Below are 15,733 nucleotides of genomic sequence, written 5' to 3'. Positions count from 1 at the left end.
GCGAGACGGAATTACGCCGGGCGCGCAACGGTCGGTTAAACTTGATTGGCTAAGTCCGCGGAATGACGCGCGTCTATATCACTGTCGATACCGAGCTTTCGGCCAGCCATTTCGCGCATCATGGCCGTGAGGGCCTGTCCGAAAACTTTGATCGGGCGATTCTGGGGCGTACGGCGACGGGTGACGTCGGGATCGTCCACCAGATGCGTCGGCTCGACGCGCATGGTCTCAAGGCTGTTTTCTTTGTCGATCCCTTACCTGGGCTTGTGGTTGGCCCCGATATCGTCAAGCGCATCGTGCATCCGATCCTGGACCATGGGCATGATGTGCAATTGCATGTCCACAGCGAATGGCTTGCCTTTGCGGAGCGGTCACCGGTCGATGGCCGGACCGGCAGGAATATCGGCGATTTCAGCCTGGCGGATCAGTTTCGGATCATCGGGGTGGCACGCGACCTGCTGACGGATGCAGGCGCACCCGCCCCGATTGCTTTTCGCGCTGGCAATTATGGCGCGAACGACGATACGCTGCGCGCGCTGGCGCGCCTCGGCATCCGCTATGACAGCAGTTTCTGCCCCGGCATCGCCCGTTCGGCGTGCCGCATTACATTGTCGGCTGACGTGCTGGCACCTGTCGATCATTGTGGCGTGATCGAAGTGCCCGTCGGCGCGATAACGGGTTGGGGCGAGGGCCGCCGTCATGTTCAGTTAACCGCGCTGTCCGCCTGGGAAATGGCGGCGGCAATCGAACATGCGGTGGCGTCGAACCAAGCGAGCTTCTCGCTCGTTTCGCACAGTTTCGAGCTGCTCAACCGGCGTCAGGGCACGGTGAACCCGATTGTGGCCCGCCGGTTTGACAGGCTGTGCGCGCTGCTCGCCGGGCGAAAGGATATCACGACTGGCACCTACATTGCGTGTCCGCCGGTCGTGCCGCCGCCCTGGCGCCATGTGGAGACATTGCCGCACAGTCCCGTCCGTACCGCCCTGCGTCTGGGGGAACAGTTTCTTTCCAACCATCTGTTCGGTGAAACGCCGTCACCCCGGCTGATGCCCCACGGTCGGCTGTGGATGGCGTCGCAGCGGATCATCCATCCCCTGCACCATCTGGTGCCTTTGCAGAATCTCGCTATGGATGCGTTGACGGCGTTCTAGACCAGGTGCAGGCAGGAAATTGTTACGCTGAATTGGTTTCGGTATCATTATTCCAATTGATTAGCGGAGATCTGCGAGCCGAGTCCGCGACTGCGGCAATCCAGAGCAGCTATGCGTGGCAGATTATGGGCCGGTCCAAAACGGTGCCTGAGTGACCCAAAGTCGGTGGTTTTTTGCCATTGCGGCCCCGGCGGATCGCCTTATGGTGTGCTCATGAGCACTTCGCCTACCAGCGTCGGACTTGGCGGGGACGGTGACGAGATCGTTGCCATCGGCGAAGTTGAACACGCCTTTGGGGTCAAGCTTGATAAGTCCCACGCGGCACAATGGCACACTGCTGGCGACGTGTTCGCATCGCTCTGCCAAGCGCTGCCTTCCGACAATTGTGGGGAAGACCTGTGGCCGCGCTTCGCTCAGGTTTTGACAGACCAAACCGGCGTAAATCCTAAGGCCATTGAGAAGGCTAGCCCGTTGCTGTCGCAATCACGGCGTTGGGTATATGTCGCAGACGCGTCTGCAGTGGTCTGGATCGCCGCAGCCGGAGTGATGTTGGCCCTCGTAGGGTGGGCGATGCTCTAGAACGACAATGTCTGCTTAGGGGTCGTTTGCTGACAGGCAGCTTTTCGGCTGAAATGGTAAATGCCGGACATAGCCCTCAAGCCGGTTCACGACTTGCCGAGTAGCAGAGGTCACAGGGGCACCCGCACCGTAGCGATCGGATGCCCCCGACTTGTCAGAGCTGGCCGAGCATGTGGTCGGCGCTCGACACCTTGAAATCACCGGGTGCCTCGACATTCAGTTCCTCGACCACGCCGTCGTTGACGATCATCGAAAAACGCTGGCCGCGCGTGCCTAGCCCGAACTTGCTGCCGTCCATCTCCAGGCCGACAGCCTTGGCAAACGCGCCGTTGCCGTCGGCCAGCATGGTGACGGTGCCGTCCGCGCCCGCGGATTTCCCCCATGCCCCCATGACGAACGGATCGTTGACCGCCGTACAGGCGATTTCGTCGACGCCCTTTGCCTTCAATTCGGCCGCCTTCTCGATGAAGCCCGGCAGATGCTTGGCCGAGCAGGTCGGGGTGAAGGCGCCAGGAACGGAAAACAGCGCAATCTTCTTGCCCGCGAAATAGCTTTTGCTTTCGACCGCTTCGGGACCGTTTTCGGTCATCGTAACAAATGTGGTTTCGGGCAGGGTGTCGCCTTTGGCTATGGTCATGCAGGTATCTCCTGTTGCGTGGTGGAAGGGAGGGGCGCGACCGGGAAGTCGTGCGCACGATGCCGTTCGTCAACCCGCGCCGGCGGCATAATTTGGCAAGGCGGTTGGCGCTGTCTCGCCAAAGTCCTATAAGCCAATGATGGACCTTCCGCCTTTTTATGTCGGCAATCTGCTGCTGGCGATGCCCGGCATGGGCGATCCCAATTTCGACCATGCCGTCATCGCACTGTGCGTGCACGATGTCGACGGCGCGATGGGTATCGATATCAGCACGGAAATGGGCGGCCTGGGGTTGCGGGCGCTTCTTGCAAACTTCGATCTCGACGGCAGCGCCGTTCCCGACACGCCGGTGCTGTGCGGTGGCCCGGTGGAACCGCAGCGGGGATTCGTGCTGCATTCGCTCGACTGGGGCGGGCAGGACATGGTGCAGGTGGACCGGCTTTGGGGCCTTTCCGGCTCGCTCGACATATTGAAGGCGATCGCCGAAGGACGGGGACCCAGCCGCTATCTCGTCGCCTTGGGCTATGCCGGATGGGGTGCGGGGCAGCTTGAAAGCGAAATGACGCGCCATGGCTGGTTTTTGGCGCCTGCGAGTTCGCAATTGCTGTTCGAAACGCCGACCCGCAGCCGATGGTCGCGCGCCTTCGCGGCGAGCGGTATCGACGCCGCGATGCTCACCAGTGCGCCCGGCCAGGCATAGGCACGCCTGAATTACCGATATAAAGAAATCTTTATGTCGCCTTGATTCGGGGACAAGCGATTGGTAGGAGGCCCCATCGCCGCGCGTTCGCCGATCAGTGAACAGCCGCGTCAACCATCAGGAGATTGCCCCGTGGCTACAGCCCCCGCCATCGATACGGCCGACTATGTCATCAAGGATATTGCGCTTGCCGATTTCGGCCGCAAGGAAATGGATATTGCCGAAACCGAAATGCCCGGCCTGATGGCGTTGCGCGCGGAGTTCGGTGCGGCACAGCCGCTTAAGGGCGCGCGTATCACCGGATCGCTGCATATGACGATCCAGACTGCGGTGCTGATCGAGACGCTGACCGCTCTGGGCGCGCAGGTGCGCTGGGCGACGTGCAACATCTATTCGACGCAGGACCACGCCGCGGCCGCGATCGCCGCATCGGGCGTTCCGGTATTTGCGGTGAAGGGCGAAAGCCTTGAAGAATATTGGGATTATGTCGAACGTATCTTCGATTGGGGCAATGGCGAAACCTGCAACCTCATTCTCGATGATGGCGGCGACGCTACGATGTTCGCCCTGTGGGGTGCACGGGTCGAAGCGGGTGAGGCACTGTTCACGCCGTCCAACGAGGAAGAGGAAATCTTCTGTGCGACGCTGAAGCGCGTGCTCGCCGAAAAGCCGGGCTTCCTGACCAAGACTGTGCAGGCGATCCAGGGCGTTTCGGAAGAGACGACCACCGGCGTCCATCGCCTGTATGAATTGTCGAAGAAGGGCAAGCTGCCGTTTCCCGCGATCAACGTCAACGACAGCGTGACGAAGAGCAAGTTCGACAATCTGTACGGCTGCAAGGAATCGTTGGTCGATGCCATCCGCCGCGCCACCGACGTGATGCTGGCTGGCAAGGTTGCCTGTGTCGCGGGCTTCGGCGACGTCGGCAAGGGTTCGGCCCAATCGCTGCGCAACGGCGGCGCGCGCGTGCTGGTGACCGAAGTCGATCCGATCTGTGCGCTTCAGGCGGCGATGGAAGGGTTCGAAGTCGTGACGATGGAGGACGCGGTGAAGCGTGCCGACATCTTCTGCACCGCCACCGGCAACGCCGACGTGATCACGCTCGACCATATGCGCGAGATGAAGAATATGGCGATCGTGTGCAACATCGGCCATTTCGACAGTGAGATTCAGATCGGGGCGCTCAGCAACATGAAGTGGAGCGAGATCAAGCCGCAGGTCGACGAAGTCGAGTTTCCCGATGGCAAGAAGCTGATCGTCCTTTCCAAGGGCCGTCTGGTCAATCTGGGCAACGCGACCGGCCATCCCAGCTTCGTCATGTCGACCAGCTTCACCAATCAGGTACTGGCGCAGATTGAATTGTGGACCAACCGTTCGGCCTACAAGAACGACGTCTATGTGCTGCCCAAGCATCTCGACGAGAAGGTGGCGGCGCTGCATCTCGAAAAGCTGGGCGTCAAGCTGACCAAGCTGACCAAGCAGCAGGCGGACTATATCGGCGTATCGCCCGAGGGCCCGTTCAAGCCGGATCATTATCGCTACTGATCGATAGTGGATTGCCACAGGTGAGAGGGCGTCAGGCAACTGACGCCCTTTTGTCTTTTGGCTTCGTAATTCAACTCAGACTGTATCAACGGCTTCCCGCAGCCGCCGCTTTGCGATAGGCGAGAGGCATGATCGGGACGATGGGGCAGGACAGGTTCGGGCGGATATGCTGACGCTGTCGCCGGTGGCAATGATGCTGGTCGGCGTCATCCTGGCCCTGTGGCTGGCGGCAGGCGTATGGGCTGTGCACAGCGGTTTGCGGATGCGACGCGAAGGGGCGCACGCCCGCGCGCAGGCCGACCGGCTTGCCACGTTGTTGCAGTCTGCCCCGGCATTACCCGTGATGATCGCCGCCGACGGTCGTGTCGAGACGCCGGAGCGGCTGGCGAACTGGCTAGGCAGGGACCGAGTCCCCGCCTTCGCGTCAGAACTGACAGCCGTAGACGGTGGCTTGCGCCCGCAGGATGCAGCATCGCTCGCGACGGATATTGCGGCTGCCCAGCGCGCAGGCAAGAGCTTTGCGCGTGCCGTCAGCGCAGTCGGGTCGGAACGTTCGCTGCTCGTGCGCGGGGCGCCCGCAGGGCCGAGCATGGGCGGGCCGGGCAGCGTTATGCTCTGGATATTCGACGCGACCGATGCGCAGACGGAAATCCTCGCCTTGCAAGCCGAACGGGCACAGTTGCGCGCGGCACTCGAATCGCTTTCGGGCCTGATCGAGGCCGCACCGTTGCCGATGTGGCATCGCACGCCGGACTTGCGCCTTGCTCTAGTGAACAGCGCCTATGTTACCGCCGTCGATGCCCGGTCGGCGCAGCAGGTGATCGGCGAAGGGATCGAACTGGTCGAGGCGATGGACGGGAAAAGCCCGATGGCCGCCGCAGCCGAAGCCGCCGAGAACGGAACACCGCTTGCCCGGCTGGTCCCCGCGACGATCGACGGGGCGCGCCGAGTGATGCGCGTCGTCGATGTGCCATTGGGCGAAGCGGGCATTGCGGGCTTCGCCATCGACATGCACGAGCTGGAGCAGGCGCGCGCCGAGCATCGCCGGTTCGAGACGGCGCAGCACGACCTGCTCGACCGCCTGTCTGCCGGTGTCGCGCAGTTTGCCGCCGATCGTTCGCTTCAATTCTGGAACCAGCCGTTCAGCAGCCTGTTCGCGCTGCAGCCCGAGCATCTCGCTGAAGCACCGGCGTTCGAGCGGGTTCTCGATCGGATGCGCGAAGCCGGGCGTATCCCGGAGCATCGGGATTTTCCTGCCTGGCGGAGCGAGCGGCGCGACTGGTTCCTCTCGCCAGACGCGAAGGAGGAAAACTGGCTGCTGGCCGATGGCACCCATCTGCGCGTCTTTGCCCAGCCGCTGCCCGATGGCGGCCTTCTGCTGATTTTCGAAGACCGGACTGAGCAGGTGCAGTTGTCGAGCGCGCGCGATACGCTGTTGCGGGTCCGCACCGCGACGTTTGACAATCTGTTCGAGGCGATCGGCGTGTTTGCGTCGGACGGGCGGCTGCACTTGTGGAACAGTCGCTTCCGCCAGATATGGGGCGTGGATGAAACCCTGCTGGCGTCACATCCGCGCATCGACGAACTGATGCAGAAGGTTGCCAAGTCGCTCGCCAAGCCGCAGCAGGCCAGCCTGGTCCGCGAGCTGGTTCGCGCCGCGACCGTGGAGCGCAAGCAGCGGAACGGCCGTGTCGCCTTCTCGGACGGGCGGGCGTTTGATTTCGCAGCGATCCCCTTGCCAGATGGCAATGCGCTGTTCACGATGCTCGATGTGACCGACAGCCGCCGGATGGAACAGGTACTGCGTGACCGGAACGAGGCGCTGGTGGAGACCGACAAGCTCAAAAATGCGTTTCTCACCAACATGAGCTATGAACTGCGCACGCCGCTCACGTCGATATCGGGCTTTGCCGAAATGATGCAGGCAGGCTTTGCGGGCGAGCTTCCCGATGCGGCGCGCGATTATGTCGATGCGATCATGCAGAGCACCGGGCGGCTGGCAGTGCTGATCGACAATGTGCTCGACCTGACCCAGGGCGAGGCCGGGGCGCTGCCGCTGGACCGGCGGTCCGTTGATCTTGAAAGTCTCGCGAAGGAATGTGCCGCGCGCGTAGCCGACATGGCACAATCCAAGGCGCTGGATTTCGTCATCGACCTCAAACCGTCGTTGGGTCGCATCACAGGCGACGCCCGGCGACTGGGGCAAGCACTGGATCGGCTGCTGGACAACGCCGTGCGCTACAGCAAGCCGGGCAGCCGGGTGTTGCTCTATGGCGACGGGCAGATGCGCACGGCGCGCCTCATCGTGTCGGACAATGGGCCGGGGATCGAACCGGCCGATCAGGGACGGATATTCGATCGGTTCAGCCGTGCCGACCAGGCGCAGCGCGGCGAGGCACTCGGCCTGGGTCTTCCGCTCGCCCGCCAGCTTGTGGATGCCCACGGCGGCACCCTGACCTTGGTGTCCGAACCGGGGCAGGGGACGCTGGTGACGATCGACCTACCGCGCGAGAGCGCCCTTGCAAACTGAGGTTCATATCCCGGACGAGGGGGCGATGCGCGCGCTGGGCGCCGGGATTGCCGAAGTCGTGCGGGCTGGAGACGTGATTGCGCTGCGTGGTGGCCTGGGCGCGGGCAAGACGACATTGGCGCGGGGGCTGCTGCATGCCCTTGGGCTTGTCGAGGAAGCGCCCAGCCCAAGCTTTGCACTGGTCCAGCCCTATGATCCGCCGATCGTCCGCCTGCCCGTCGCACATGTCGATCTGTACCGGCTGGAGGATGATGCCGATATCCGCGAACTGGGGCTGGACGATTATATGATCGACAGCCTTGTCATCATCGAGTGGCCCGAGCGGATCGGCGACCGGCTGTGGGATCATGCGCTCTGTCTGTCGATAGCCGTCGCCGATGACGGCAGCCGGTGCTTGACAGCACAGGTGCCGGACGCTTGGAGGGACAGATGGCCCCCACGATGACACCGCCCGCCGCTGCGCCGTCCTTCCTCTCCCGCGCAGGCTGGGGCAAGGCCCAGATATTGCCGTTGGCGGGCGACGCTTCTTTCCGCCGCTATTTCCGTATCCACGACGGCACCCGGCAGGCGGTTCTGATGGATGCGCCGCCACCGCACGAAGACCCGCGCCCGTTTCTTGCGATTGCCGATCATCTGACTGCGCAGGGGTTCGCCGCGCCGGGCATATTGGCACGGGACCTCGATCATGGTCTCGTTCTGCTCGAGGATTTCGGCGATATCCGCATGCGCGAATATCTCGATGCCTCTCCGCATGAGGAAACGGCCATCTATCAGCGCGCTGTGGCACTGCTGTCCGATCTGCATCGCCTGCCACCCGCCGATCTGCCGCCCTATGACCGGCCCGTCTATCAACGCGAAGCGGCATTGCTGGTCGAGTGGTATTGCCCGGCCGTCGGCCTTTCGGTCGATGTCGCGGGCTATGGCGTCGCTTGGGACGCCGTGCTGCCCTTGGTCGAGAACGACAACGCGCCAAGGGTGACGGTGCTGCGAGACTATCACGCCGAAAACATCATGCTGATCCCGGGCCATGCGCGGTCGCGCGGGCTTGGCCTGCTTGATTTTCAGGATGCGCTGGTCGGTCACCCGGCCTATGATCTGGTATCCCTTCTGCAGGATGCGCGGCGGGACGTTTCGCCCGATCTGGAGGCCGCGATGCTGGGATATTACCGCGATATCGCCGCCCCGCGGGGCGATTTCGATGCGGCCTATGCGGTGCTGGGTGCGCAGCGCAACGCGAAGATCATCGGCATATTCACACGCCTGTGGAAGCGCGATGGAAAGCCGCGCTACCTCGATTTCCTGCCGCGCATGTGGGGTTTGCTGGAACGGGATCTCGCGCATCCTGCGCTGCGGCCCGTGGCGGACTGGTTTGCGGCGAACGTGCCCGACGACAAACGCCGCCTGATCCCCGACATATCATGACCGCTACCATCGATACCGCGATGCTGATGGCGGCTGGCCTTGGCAAAAGGATGCGTCCGCTGACAGCGACGCGGCCGAAGCCCCTCGTCAAGGTCGCCGGCAAGGCACTGATGGACCATGCGCTCGACCGGATCGAGGCGGCGGGCATTCGCAAGGTGGTCGTGAACGTCCATTATCTTGCCAGCACGGTCGAGGCGCATCTGAAAACACGCAAGGGGCCGATGGACCTGATCGTGTCCGACGAGCGTGACCGGCTGCTGGAAACCGGCGGCGGTCTGGTCAAGGCGCTGCCGCTGCTGGGCACCGCGCCCTTTCTGTGCGCCAATAGCGACAATCTGTGGATCGATGGGCCGCGCGACAGCATCGGCCTGCTCGCCGATCATTGGGATGACCGGCGGATGGACGCGCTGCTGCTCGTCGTGCCTCATGCCCGCGCCAATTGTCACAGCGGACCGGGCGACTTTCATATGGATGCACTGGGGCGCCTTTCCCGCCGCAAGCCCGGCCATGTCGCGCCCTTCGTGTTCACCGGCGTCCAGATCCTCTCGCCGCGCCTGATTACCGATCCGCCCGATGCCGTGTTTTCGACCAATGTGTTCTGGAACAGGGCCATCGCCGCCGGTCGTCTCTTTGGTGTCGCGCATCAAGGTCTGTGGTTCGACGTCGGTACGCCGCAGGCAATTCCGATGGTCGAGGCGATTATCGCGCATGGCTGAGCGGCGCCGTCCCGCTGTCTACACCATTCCGGCGCACCGCGCCTTTTCCGATGCGCTGGCGGCAGGCTTGCTGGCGCAGCATGGCGACGATCCGATGGCGCTGGCGCGCGGGATCATATTGGTGCCGACCAACCGTGCGGCGCGGGCGATAGCGGATGCGTTCGTCCGGCGGGTAAAAGGCGGGCTGCTGCTGCCCCGGCTGGTGCCGGTCGGCGACCCGGAACTGGACGAGACGCTGGGCAGTGCCTTGGACCCGCTGGGCGCGGGTGCGGATATTCCGCCCGCCATTCCGGCGATGGAGCGTCAGATGATCCTGGCGCAACTGGTGCAGCGCGCCCGGGCGCGCAGCGGCGTGCCTGTGGATGCCGCCGAAGCGATCCGCCTGGCGCAGGCGCTGGCGCATGCCTTGGATCAGTTGCTGATCGAGCAGGTGGATCCGCGTCGCCTGCGCGACCTGAACGTCCGGGCAGAGCTTTCGGTGCATTGGCAGAAGGCGCTGGAGATGTTCGAGATCATCTGGAGCCTGTGGCCCACTGTCCTCGCCGAGCGAGGGATGATCGACATGGCGGACCGGCGTAACCGCTTGCTGGCGCATGTTGCGACCCGATGGTCGCAAACGCCGCCGCCCGGTTTCGTGATCGCCGCCGGGATCGCGAGCACGGCCCCGGCGGTAGCGGGCCTGTTGCGTCAAGTGGCGCGGATGGCGCTGGGGCAAGTGGTGCTGGCCGATCTGGACCAGACCATGACGGCGGAGGAATGGGACGCGATCGGGCCGTTTCCGCCCGATCCGTTGACAGGCATCCGGCGGCGACCGCAGGAAACGCACCCGCAATATGCGCTCAAGCGCCTGCTCGACCAGATGGGGGTGGCGCGGGAGGAAGTGGCGCTGTGGCGCTGGGGCGGTGGGCATGACGCACGCGCCGTACGCAGCCGTGCCATTTCCCACGCCATGCTGGCGCCGCAGCTTACGGCGAAATGGCGCGACCTCAAGACGGCGGAGCGTTCGCTGAGCGGGATCAGTGCGCTGGAAGTGGCGACGCCCGCGGAGGAAGCGCAGGCGATTGCGATCGCGCTGCGCGAGGCGCTGGAGACGCCGGAGCAGACCGTGGCGCTGGTGACGCCAGACCGCGCGCTGGCGATGCGTGTGGCCGCGCATCTGCGCCGCTGGGGCATAGAGGCGGACGATTCGGCGGGCCAGCCTTTGTCCCGTCTGCCGCCGGGCACGCTGCTGGTGGCGCTGGCCGAAGCGGCGGCCGACCGCTTTGCGCCGGTCGCCCTTCTCAACCTGTTGAAACATCCGCTTGTCATGCGCGGCGAGCGGCGTCTTGGCTGGCTGGAACAGGTCCGGCGTCTCGATCTGGTGATCCGGGGACCACGGCCCGCGCCGGGGTTGGCGGGGATCGATCGCCTGCTCGCGCCGCGTGCCGATGATCGGTTGGCGCTGGTGCGCGCGCAGGTGGCTGCTTGGTGGCCGGAAGCGCGCGCATTGCTCGTGCCGCTCGAACAGGCCTTTGCGGGTGCCGATGCCCTGCCGCCGCTGCTGGCGATATTGCGCGAGACGGCAGGCGTTCTGAGTGGCGATGCCGTGTGGGCCGGGCATCAGGGGCGCGCCGCCGCCGCCCTGTTCGGCGACATGGAGGCGGCCGCACCGCTTGGTCCGCAGGACGCGGGCGCGCAGGCGATGCCCGCGCTCATGGAGCGGATGCTGGGGCAAGTCGCCGTGCGTCCGCCGCAGGGGGGCCATCCGCGCCTGTCGATTCTGGGCCTCGTCGAAGCGCAGTTGCAGCAGGCCGACCTGATGGTGCTTGCCGGGCTGAACGAAGGCACCTGGCCCGCGCTGCCAGCGCCCGATCCCTGGCTTGCGCCGCGCATCCGGCAGGAACTGGGCCTGCCGGGGCTGGAACGTCGGATCGGCGTGGCGGCGCATGACTTCGCCAGCGCGCTGGGCGCTCCCCGGGTGCTGATCACGCGGGCGCGGCGCGATGCCAGCGCACCGGCCGTCGCCTCGCGCTTCTGGCTGCGGCTGAAGGCGATGGCCGGGCCTGAATGGAAGACGGCGGATCGCTATGGCGCGCTGGCGCGGGCGCTCGATCATGTAGAAACGCCAAGCCCGGCAGAACGGCCGATGCCATGCCCGCCGCCGGCGCTGCGCCCGCAGAAGATCGCCGTTACCGATGTCGATCGTCTGAAGGCCGACCCGTTCGCCTTTTACGCGCGCAAGATGCTGGGGCTCAGTCCGCTCGATCCTGTCGATGCCGATCCCAGCGCGGCCTGGCGCGGGACCGAGGTCCATCGCATCCTGCAACTCTGGGCCATGGAGGACCAGCGCGATCCCGCAAAGCTGGAAGCCCGCGCCGAGGCCTTGCTGCGCCGGGCCGACGCACACCCGCTGATGCGCGCGCTGTGGGCACCCCGGCTGCTGGCGGCGATCCGCTGGATCGCGGTGCAGGTGGCGCAGGACAGCCGCGAAGGGCGGCGCATCCTGCTCGTAGAGGAAAAGGGCGAGGCGGTGATCGCGGGCGTGACGCTGAACGGCACCGCCGACCGCATCGATCGCCTGACTGACGGCAGATGGGCAATCGTGGATTACAAGTCGGGCAAGCCGCCGAGCGCGAAACAGGTGCAGGCGGGCTTTGCGATGCAGCTTGGCCTGCTGGGCCTGATCCTTGAACATGGCGGCTTTGCCGAAAAGAATGTCACTGGTCTGGCGGGGGCCTTCGAATATTGGTCGCTGGGAAAGAAAGGCGAGGATTTCGGCTATCGCGAAAGCCCCGCCGATCCGGTGGGAAAGCGCGGCAAGATCATCACGGCGGACTTTACCGCCAGTGCTCTGGACAGCTTTTCGGATGCGGTTGGCCGATGGCTGACCGGGAACGAGCAGTTCACCGCCAAGCTGCATCCCGAGATTCCGACCTATACCGATTATGATCATCTGATGCGGCTGGAGGAATGGTATGGCCGGGGCGGCAATGGCTAAGGGGCCGTCCGCCCTTCAGGCGCTGAAAGGCGATCAGGCGCTGGCCTCCGCGCCGGACGGGCATGTGTGGCTGTCGGCCTCCGCCGGGACCGGCAAGACGCACGTGTTGACCGCGCGCGTCTATCGCCTGCTGCTGAGCGGGGTGCGGCCGGAGAATATCCTGTGCCTGACGTTCACCAAGGCCGGGGCCGCCGAAATGGCCGAGCGCATTCATAATCGTCTGGCCGCTTGGGTGCAGATGGACGATCCGGCGCTGTTCAGCGATCTGGAGGCGCTGGGCGAACCCTCCGGCCCGGATGCGCGCGAGACTGCCCGGCGACTGTTCGCCGAAGTGCTGGAGGCGACCGGCGGCGGATTGCGCATCCAGACGATCCATGCCTTCTGCCAGCAGCTTCTCTCCGCCTTTCCGGTCGAGGCGGGTCTGATCCCCGGTTTTCGACCTCTGGAAGCCCGCGCGCAGGCGGAACTGGCGCGCCAGACGCTGGCCGATATCGTGTTGCGCGCCGAGGCCGGAGGCGACCATAAGCTGATCGCCGCCATGCAGGCGCTGAGCCTGCGGCTGGGTGAAGGCGCGGCCGAAGCCTATCTGATGCGCTGTGCGCGGCATGGCGATGCCATGGCGCAACTGCCGTCCGACATCCGCGCATGGCTGTTTGCCGCGCTCGATCTGCCGGAGGGCGACATCGAGGCGGCGATTGCGGCGGCCTGTGCCGATGACCAGTTCGATATGCGGGCGCTGGCCCGGATCGCGGCAGCCAATGCGGCATGGGGCACGGCGAGCGGCCTGACCGATGCGGACCGGATTGGCGCCTGGCGGGCTGCAAATCCTGAAGCGCGCGCCGCCACGCTGACCACGCTCGTGAAAGTCTTCCACACCGACAAGGGCGAGCCGCGGAAATATACCGCCAAACTCATCGCCGCCGACGCCGATTATGCCGGGCTGGCGGTGCGGCTGGGCGAGCGGTGCCGGGATTTGCTGAACCTGCGCGATAGGGCCGCCTATGCCGCGATGCTGGCCGAGGCGCTGGAGGCGGGCCGCGCCTATGCGCTGGCCTATGCGGAGGCCAAGCGGGCGGCGGGCGCCGTCGATTTCGATGACCTGATCGCGCGGGCGAAAAGCCTGCTTGGCACACCCGGCATGGGCGACTGGGTGCGCTACAAGCTCGACCAGCAGACCGACCATATCCTCGTCGATGAAGCGCAGGATACGAACAACGAGCAATGGGACATAGTGAAAGCGCTGGCGGAGGAGTATTTCGCGGGCGAAGGGGCGAAGGGCGATCGTCTGCGCACCCTGTTCACCGTGGGCGATTTCAAGCAGGCGATCTTCGGCTTTCAGGGAACCAGCCCGGAAGCGTTCGAGAAGGCGCGGGCCGTGTTTCACAGGCTGGCAGAAGGCGTCTCGCATCCCTTCCACAATCTGTCGCTCGATCAGAGCTTCCGCTCCACCCCCCCCGTGCTGGATGTCGTGGATGCGACGCTGGCCGCACTGCCCCCCGGCGCGTTGGGCTTTGCCGCCGACGGGGTGCGGCATGTCAGCGCCAACCGGCATCCCGGTGAAGTGCTGCTGCTGCCGCCGGTCAGCGTCGTTCGCCCGGACGGGGCCGATGAGGACGGGGAGCCGGAAGGCGAGGAGAGCTGGCTGAGCGATCAGGATCGCCTGCTCGCCGGGCAGATTGCCGACCAGGTCCGCCTCTGGACGAAGACGCCGACCCTGCTCGCCAGCAAGGGCCGCGACATGACCGCCGGTGACGTCATGATCCTGGTGCGCAAGCGCGGTGACCTGGCCCGGCTGATCGTCGCCCGGCTGTATGAGGCGGACGTCAATGTCGCGGGGATCGACCGGCTGCGTTTGAACGCGCCGCTTGCTGTACGCGATCTGCTGGCCGCACTGCGCTTTGCGGTGCAGCCCGAGGATGATCTCAACCTTGCCAATCTGCTGGTGTCGCCACTGATCGGGTGGAGCCAGGGCGACCTGTTCGACCGGGCGCATGGGCGGCGCATCGGTCTGTGGGCGCATTTGCGCGCCACGGTGGACGAGACATGGATCGCGCCATTACGCCACTTGCTGGCGCAGGCCGATTTCACGACGCCCTACCGCTATCTGGAGCATATATTGTCCGGTCCGATGCAGGGGCGGCGGGCGCTGATCGGGCGGCTGGGGTCGGAGGCGCGCGATCCGATTGAGGAACTGCTCAATGCGGCGCTCGCTTTCGAAACTGATAGCCAGCCGACGCTGCAACGGTTCGTCGACTGGTTCGACCGAGGCGATGTCGAAATCGTGCGGGATGCTGCGGCGCAGGGCGATGCGGTGCGGCTGTTGACGGTGCATGGGGCCAAGGGATTGCAGGCGCCAGTCGTGATCCTGGCCGATGCGGCGCATGATCCTGATGCCGGCAACCGCAACGAAGTGGTGCCCTGGCAGGGTCTGCCGCTGGTGCCGCCGCGCAAGGCCGAACGCTTTGGATCGGTGGCGGAGGCCGTAGAGCAGGCCCGGCGCGCCGATCGGCAGGAGCATTGGCGGCTGCTCTATGTCGCCATGACCCGTGCCGAGGAGCGACTGGTCGTCGCAGGATCGCTTGCGGCACGGCGCAAGGGTGTGGTGCCCGAGGAAAGCTGGCACGCGGCCGTCGCGCGGGGCATGCAGGCGCTGGGCGCGCAGTGGGAGGCCGACCCGCTTTGGAACGGGCGATTGATATGGCGTGGAACCGAGGCGCTGCCGGTTGCAAAGGCACACAGGGAGGTGACGGCTGTTGCCGATCCGGTCGAGGAACCCGCATGGTTGCGCAGCGCCGCGCCGATCGAGGCCCGTCCGCCGCGACCGCTTGCCCCGTCCGCCCCGGTCACCGACGAGCTGCCCTATCCTCCGCCATCGGCGGCACAGCGGGCGGCGGCGGAGCGGGGCACCTGGCTGCACAGCCTGTTCGAACGCCTGCCGGACATTGCGCCGGTCGAACGGGCAGGCGCGGCCGACCGATGGCTGGCGCGCGTGGCGGGGGTGAAGGATACAAGGGAACGCGCGGCGCTGGTGGCGCATGTCCTGGCGGTGTTGAACGACAGCGCCTTTGCAACGCTGTTCTCGCCCGAGGCGCTGGCAGAGGCACCCATTGCGGCGGTGGTCGGCGGCGATGTCATCAGCGGGACGGTCGATCGCCTGCTGGTGACGCCGGACCGGGTGCAGATCGTCGATTTCAAGACGGGCCGCAGCGTGCCCACTGCCGCCGATGCCGTGCCGCTGTCGCATCTGCGGCAGATGGCGGCCTATGCGGCGGCGCTGGCGGTGATCTTCCCCGACCGGCGGATCGAGGCGGCGCTGCTCTACACGGCCGGGCCGACGCTGATCCTGCTGCCCGATGCGTCTTTGACGCCGCACAAGCCGGGCTTTGCCGCGACGCAGGACAAATTGGCTGCCTTGCCCGTTGAGGGCGAAGGCAACAGCCCCTAGATACGGTGCCAAGTTTTCTATCGAGGAGTTT

Annotated in this window: 11 protein-coding genes; 10 read left to right on the top strand and 1 reads right to left on the bottom strand. The window is 65.3% G+C overall.

Features of this window, described 5'->3' with window-relative positions; translation table 11 throughout:
* The first annotated feature begins 62 nt into the window (after positions 1-62).
* Positions 63-1,151, top strand: a complete 1,089-nt coding sequence (locus ENE74_RS10475; protein ID WP_206517690.1) for a polysaccharide deacetylase family protein — start codon at positions 63-65, stop codon at positions 1,149-1,151.
* A 213-nt stretch (positions 1,152-1,364) separates the two neighbouring features.
* On the top strand, positions 1,365-1,730 hold the full coding sequence (locus ENE74_RS10470; RefSeq protein WP_127690882.1) for a hypothetical protein: 366 nt from the start codon (positions 1,365-1,367) through the stop codon (positions 1,728-1,730).
* 154 nt (positions 1,731-1,884) lie between these two features.
* Here ENE74_RS10470 and ENE74_RS10465 read toward each other — a convergent pair whose 3' ends face one another.
* Positions 1,885-2,367 carry a peroxiredoxin gene (locus tag ENE74_RS10465; protein ID WP_127690881.1) on the bottom strand — a complete coding sequence of 161 codons (483 nt, stop codon included), beginning with the start codon at positions 2,365-2,367 and terminating at the stop codon, positions 1,885-1,887.
* A 139-nt stretch (positions 2,368-2,506) separates the two neighbouring features.
* On the opposite strand from ENE74_RS10465, the gene ENE74_RS10460 reads away from it, so the two are divergent.
* The 8 genes from ENE74_RS10460 (at position 2,507) to addA (ending at position 15,702) form a co-directional block, all read left to right on the top strand.
* Positions 2,507-3,067 (top strand): YqgE/AlgH family protein, encoded by a 561-nt coding sequence (locus ENE74_RS10460; RefSeq protein ID WP_127690880.1) that lies wholly within the window; start codon positions 2,507-2,509, stop codon positions 3,065-3,067.
* Between the two features lie 132 nt (positions 3,068-3,199).
* Entirely contained in the window at positions 3,200-4,612 is a 1,413-nt protein-coding gene (gene ahcY, locus ENE74_RS10455; protein WP_127690879.1) for an adenosylhomocysteinase, read from the top strand.
* 166 nt (positions 4,613-4,778) lie between these two features.
* Positions 4,779-7,142 (top strand): PAS domain-containing sensor histidine kinase, encoded by a 2,364-nt coding sequence (locus tag ENE74_RS10450; RefSeq protein WP_206517689.1) that lies wholly within the window; start codon positions 4,779-4,781, stop codon positions 7,140-7,142.
* Entirely contained in the window at positions 7,132-7,587 is a 456-nt protein-coding gene (tsaE, locus tag ENE74_RS10445; RefSeq protein WP_277601367.1) for a tRNA (adenosine(37)-N6)-threonylcarbamoyltransferase complex ATPase subunit type 1 TsaE, read from the top strand. Before ENE74_RS10450 ends, tsaE begins: the two co-directional genes overlap by 11 nt.
* Entirely contained in the window at positions 7,584-8,564 is a 981-nt protein-coding gene (locus tag ENE74_RS10440; RefSeq protein WP_127691169.1) for an aminoglycoside phosphotransferase family protein, read from the top strand. Before tsaE ends, ENE74_RS10440 begins: the two co-directional genes overlap by 4 nt.
* Positions 8,561-9,280 (top strand): nucleotidyltransferase family protein, encoded by a 720-nt coding sequence (locus tag ENE74_RS10435; protein ID WP_164847447.1) that lies wholly within the window; start codon positions 8,561-8,563, stop codon positions 9,278-9,280. Before ENE74_RS10440 ends, ENE74_RS10435 begins: the two co-directional genes overlap by 4 nt.
* On the top strand, positions 9,273-12,257 hold the full coding sequence (gene addB, locus ENE74_RS10430; protein WP_127690878.1) for a double-strand break repair protein AddB: 2,985 nt from the start codon (positions 9,273-9,275) through the stop codon (positions 12,255-12,257). The genes ENE74_RS10435 and addB overlap by 8 nt, the downstream gene beginning before the upstream one ends.
* Positions 12,235-15,702, top strand: a complete 3,468-nt coding sequence (gene addA / locus ENE74_RS10425; protein ID WP_127690877.1) for a double-strand break repair helicase AddA — start codon at positions 12,235-12,237, stop codon at positions 15,700-15,702. Before addB ends, addA begins: the two co-directional genes overlap by 23 nt.
* Positions 15,703-15,733: the final 31 nt, after the last annotated feature.

It is taken from the genome of Sphingobium algorifonticola (assembly GCF_004005485.1).
GTDB lineage: Bacteria > Pseudomonadota > Alphaproteobacteria > Sphingomonadales > Sphingomonadaceae > Sphingobium > Sphingobium algorifonticola.
Note: the sequence above shows the minus strand (reverse complement) of the source record. Positions and strands in the feature narration are given on the sequence as shown.

Bases quoted from the DNA above. Each gene is read 5' to 3' on its own strand.
- ENE74_RS10475 (WP_206517690.1), top strand. From the start codon at position 63: ATGACGCGCGTCTATATCACTGTCGATACCGAGCTTTCGGCCAGCCAT.
- ENE74_RS10470 (WP_127690882.1), top strand. From the start codon at position 1,365: ATGAGCACTTCGCCTACCAGCGTCGGACTTGGCGGGGACGGTGACGAG.
- ENE74_RS10465 (WP_127690881.1), bottom strand. From the start codon at position 2,367: ATGACCATAGCCAAAGGCGACACCCTGCCCGAAACCACATTTGTTACG.
- ENE74_RS10460 (WP_127690880.1), top strand. From the start codon at position 2,507: ATGGACCTTCCGCCTTTTTATGTCGGCAATCTGCTGCTGGCGATGCCC.
- ENE74_RS10450 (WP_206517689.1), top strand. From the start codon at position 4,779: ATGCTGACGCTGTCGCCGGTGGCAATGATGCTGGTCGGCGTCATCCTG.
- ENE74_RS10440 (WP_127691169.1), top strand. From the start codon at position 7,584: ATGACACCGCCCGCCGCTGCGCCGTCCTTCCTCTCCCGCGCAGGCTGG.
- ENE74_RS10435 (WP_164847447.1), top strand. From the start codon at position 8,561: ATGACCGCTACCATCGATACCGCGATGCTGATGGCGGCTGGCCTTGGC.
- addB (WP_127690878.1), top strand. From the start codon at position 9,273: ATGGCTGAGCGGCGCCGTCCCGCTGTCTACACCATTCCGGCGCACCGC.
- addA (WP_127690877.1), top strand. From the start codon at position 12,235: ATGGCCGGGGCGGCAATGGCTAAGGGGCCGTCCGCCCTTCAGGCGCTG.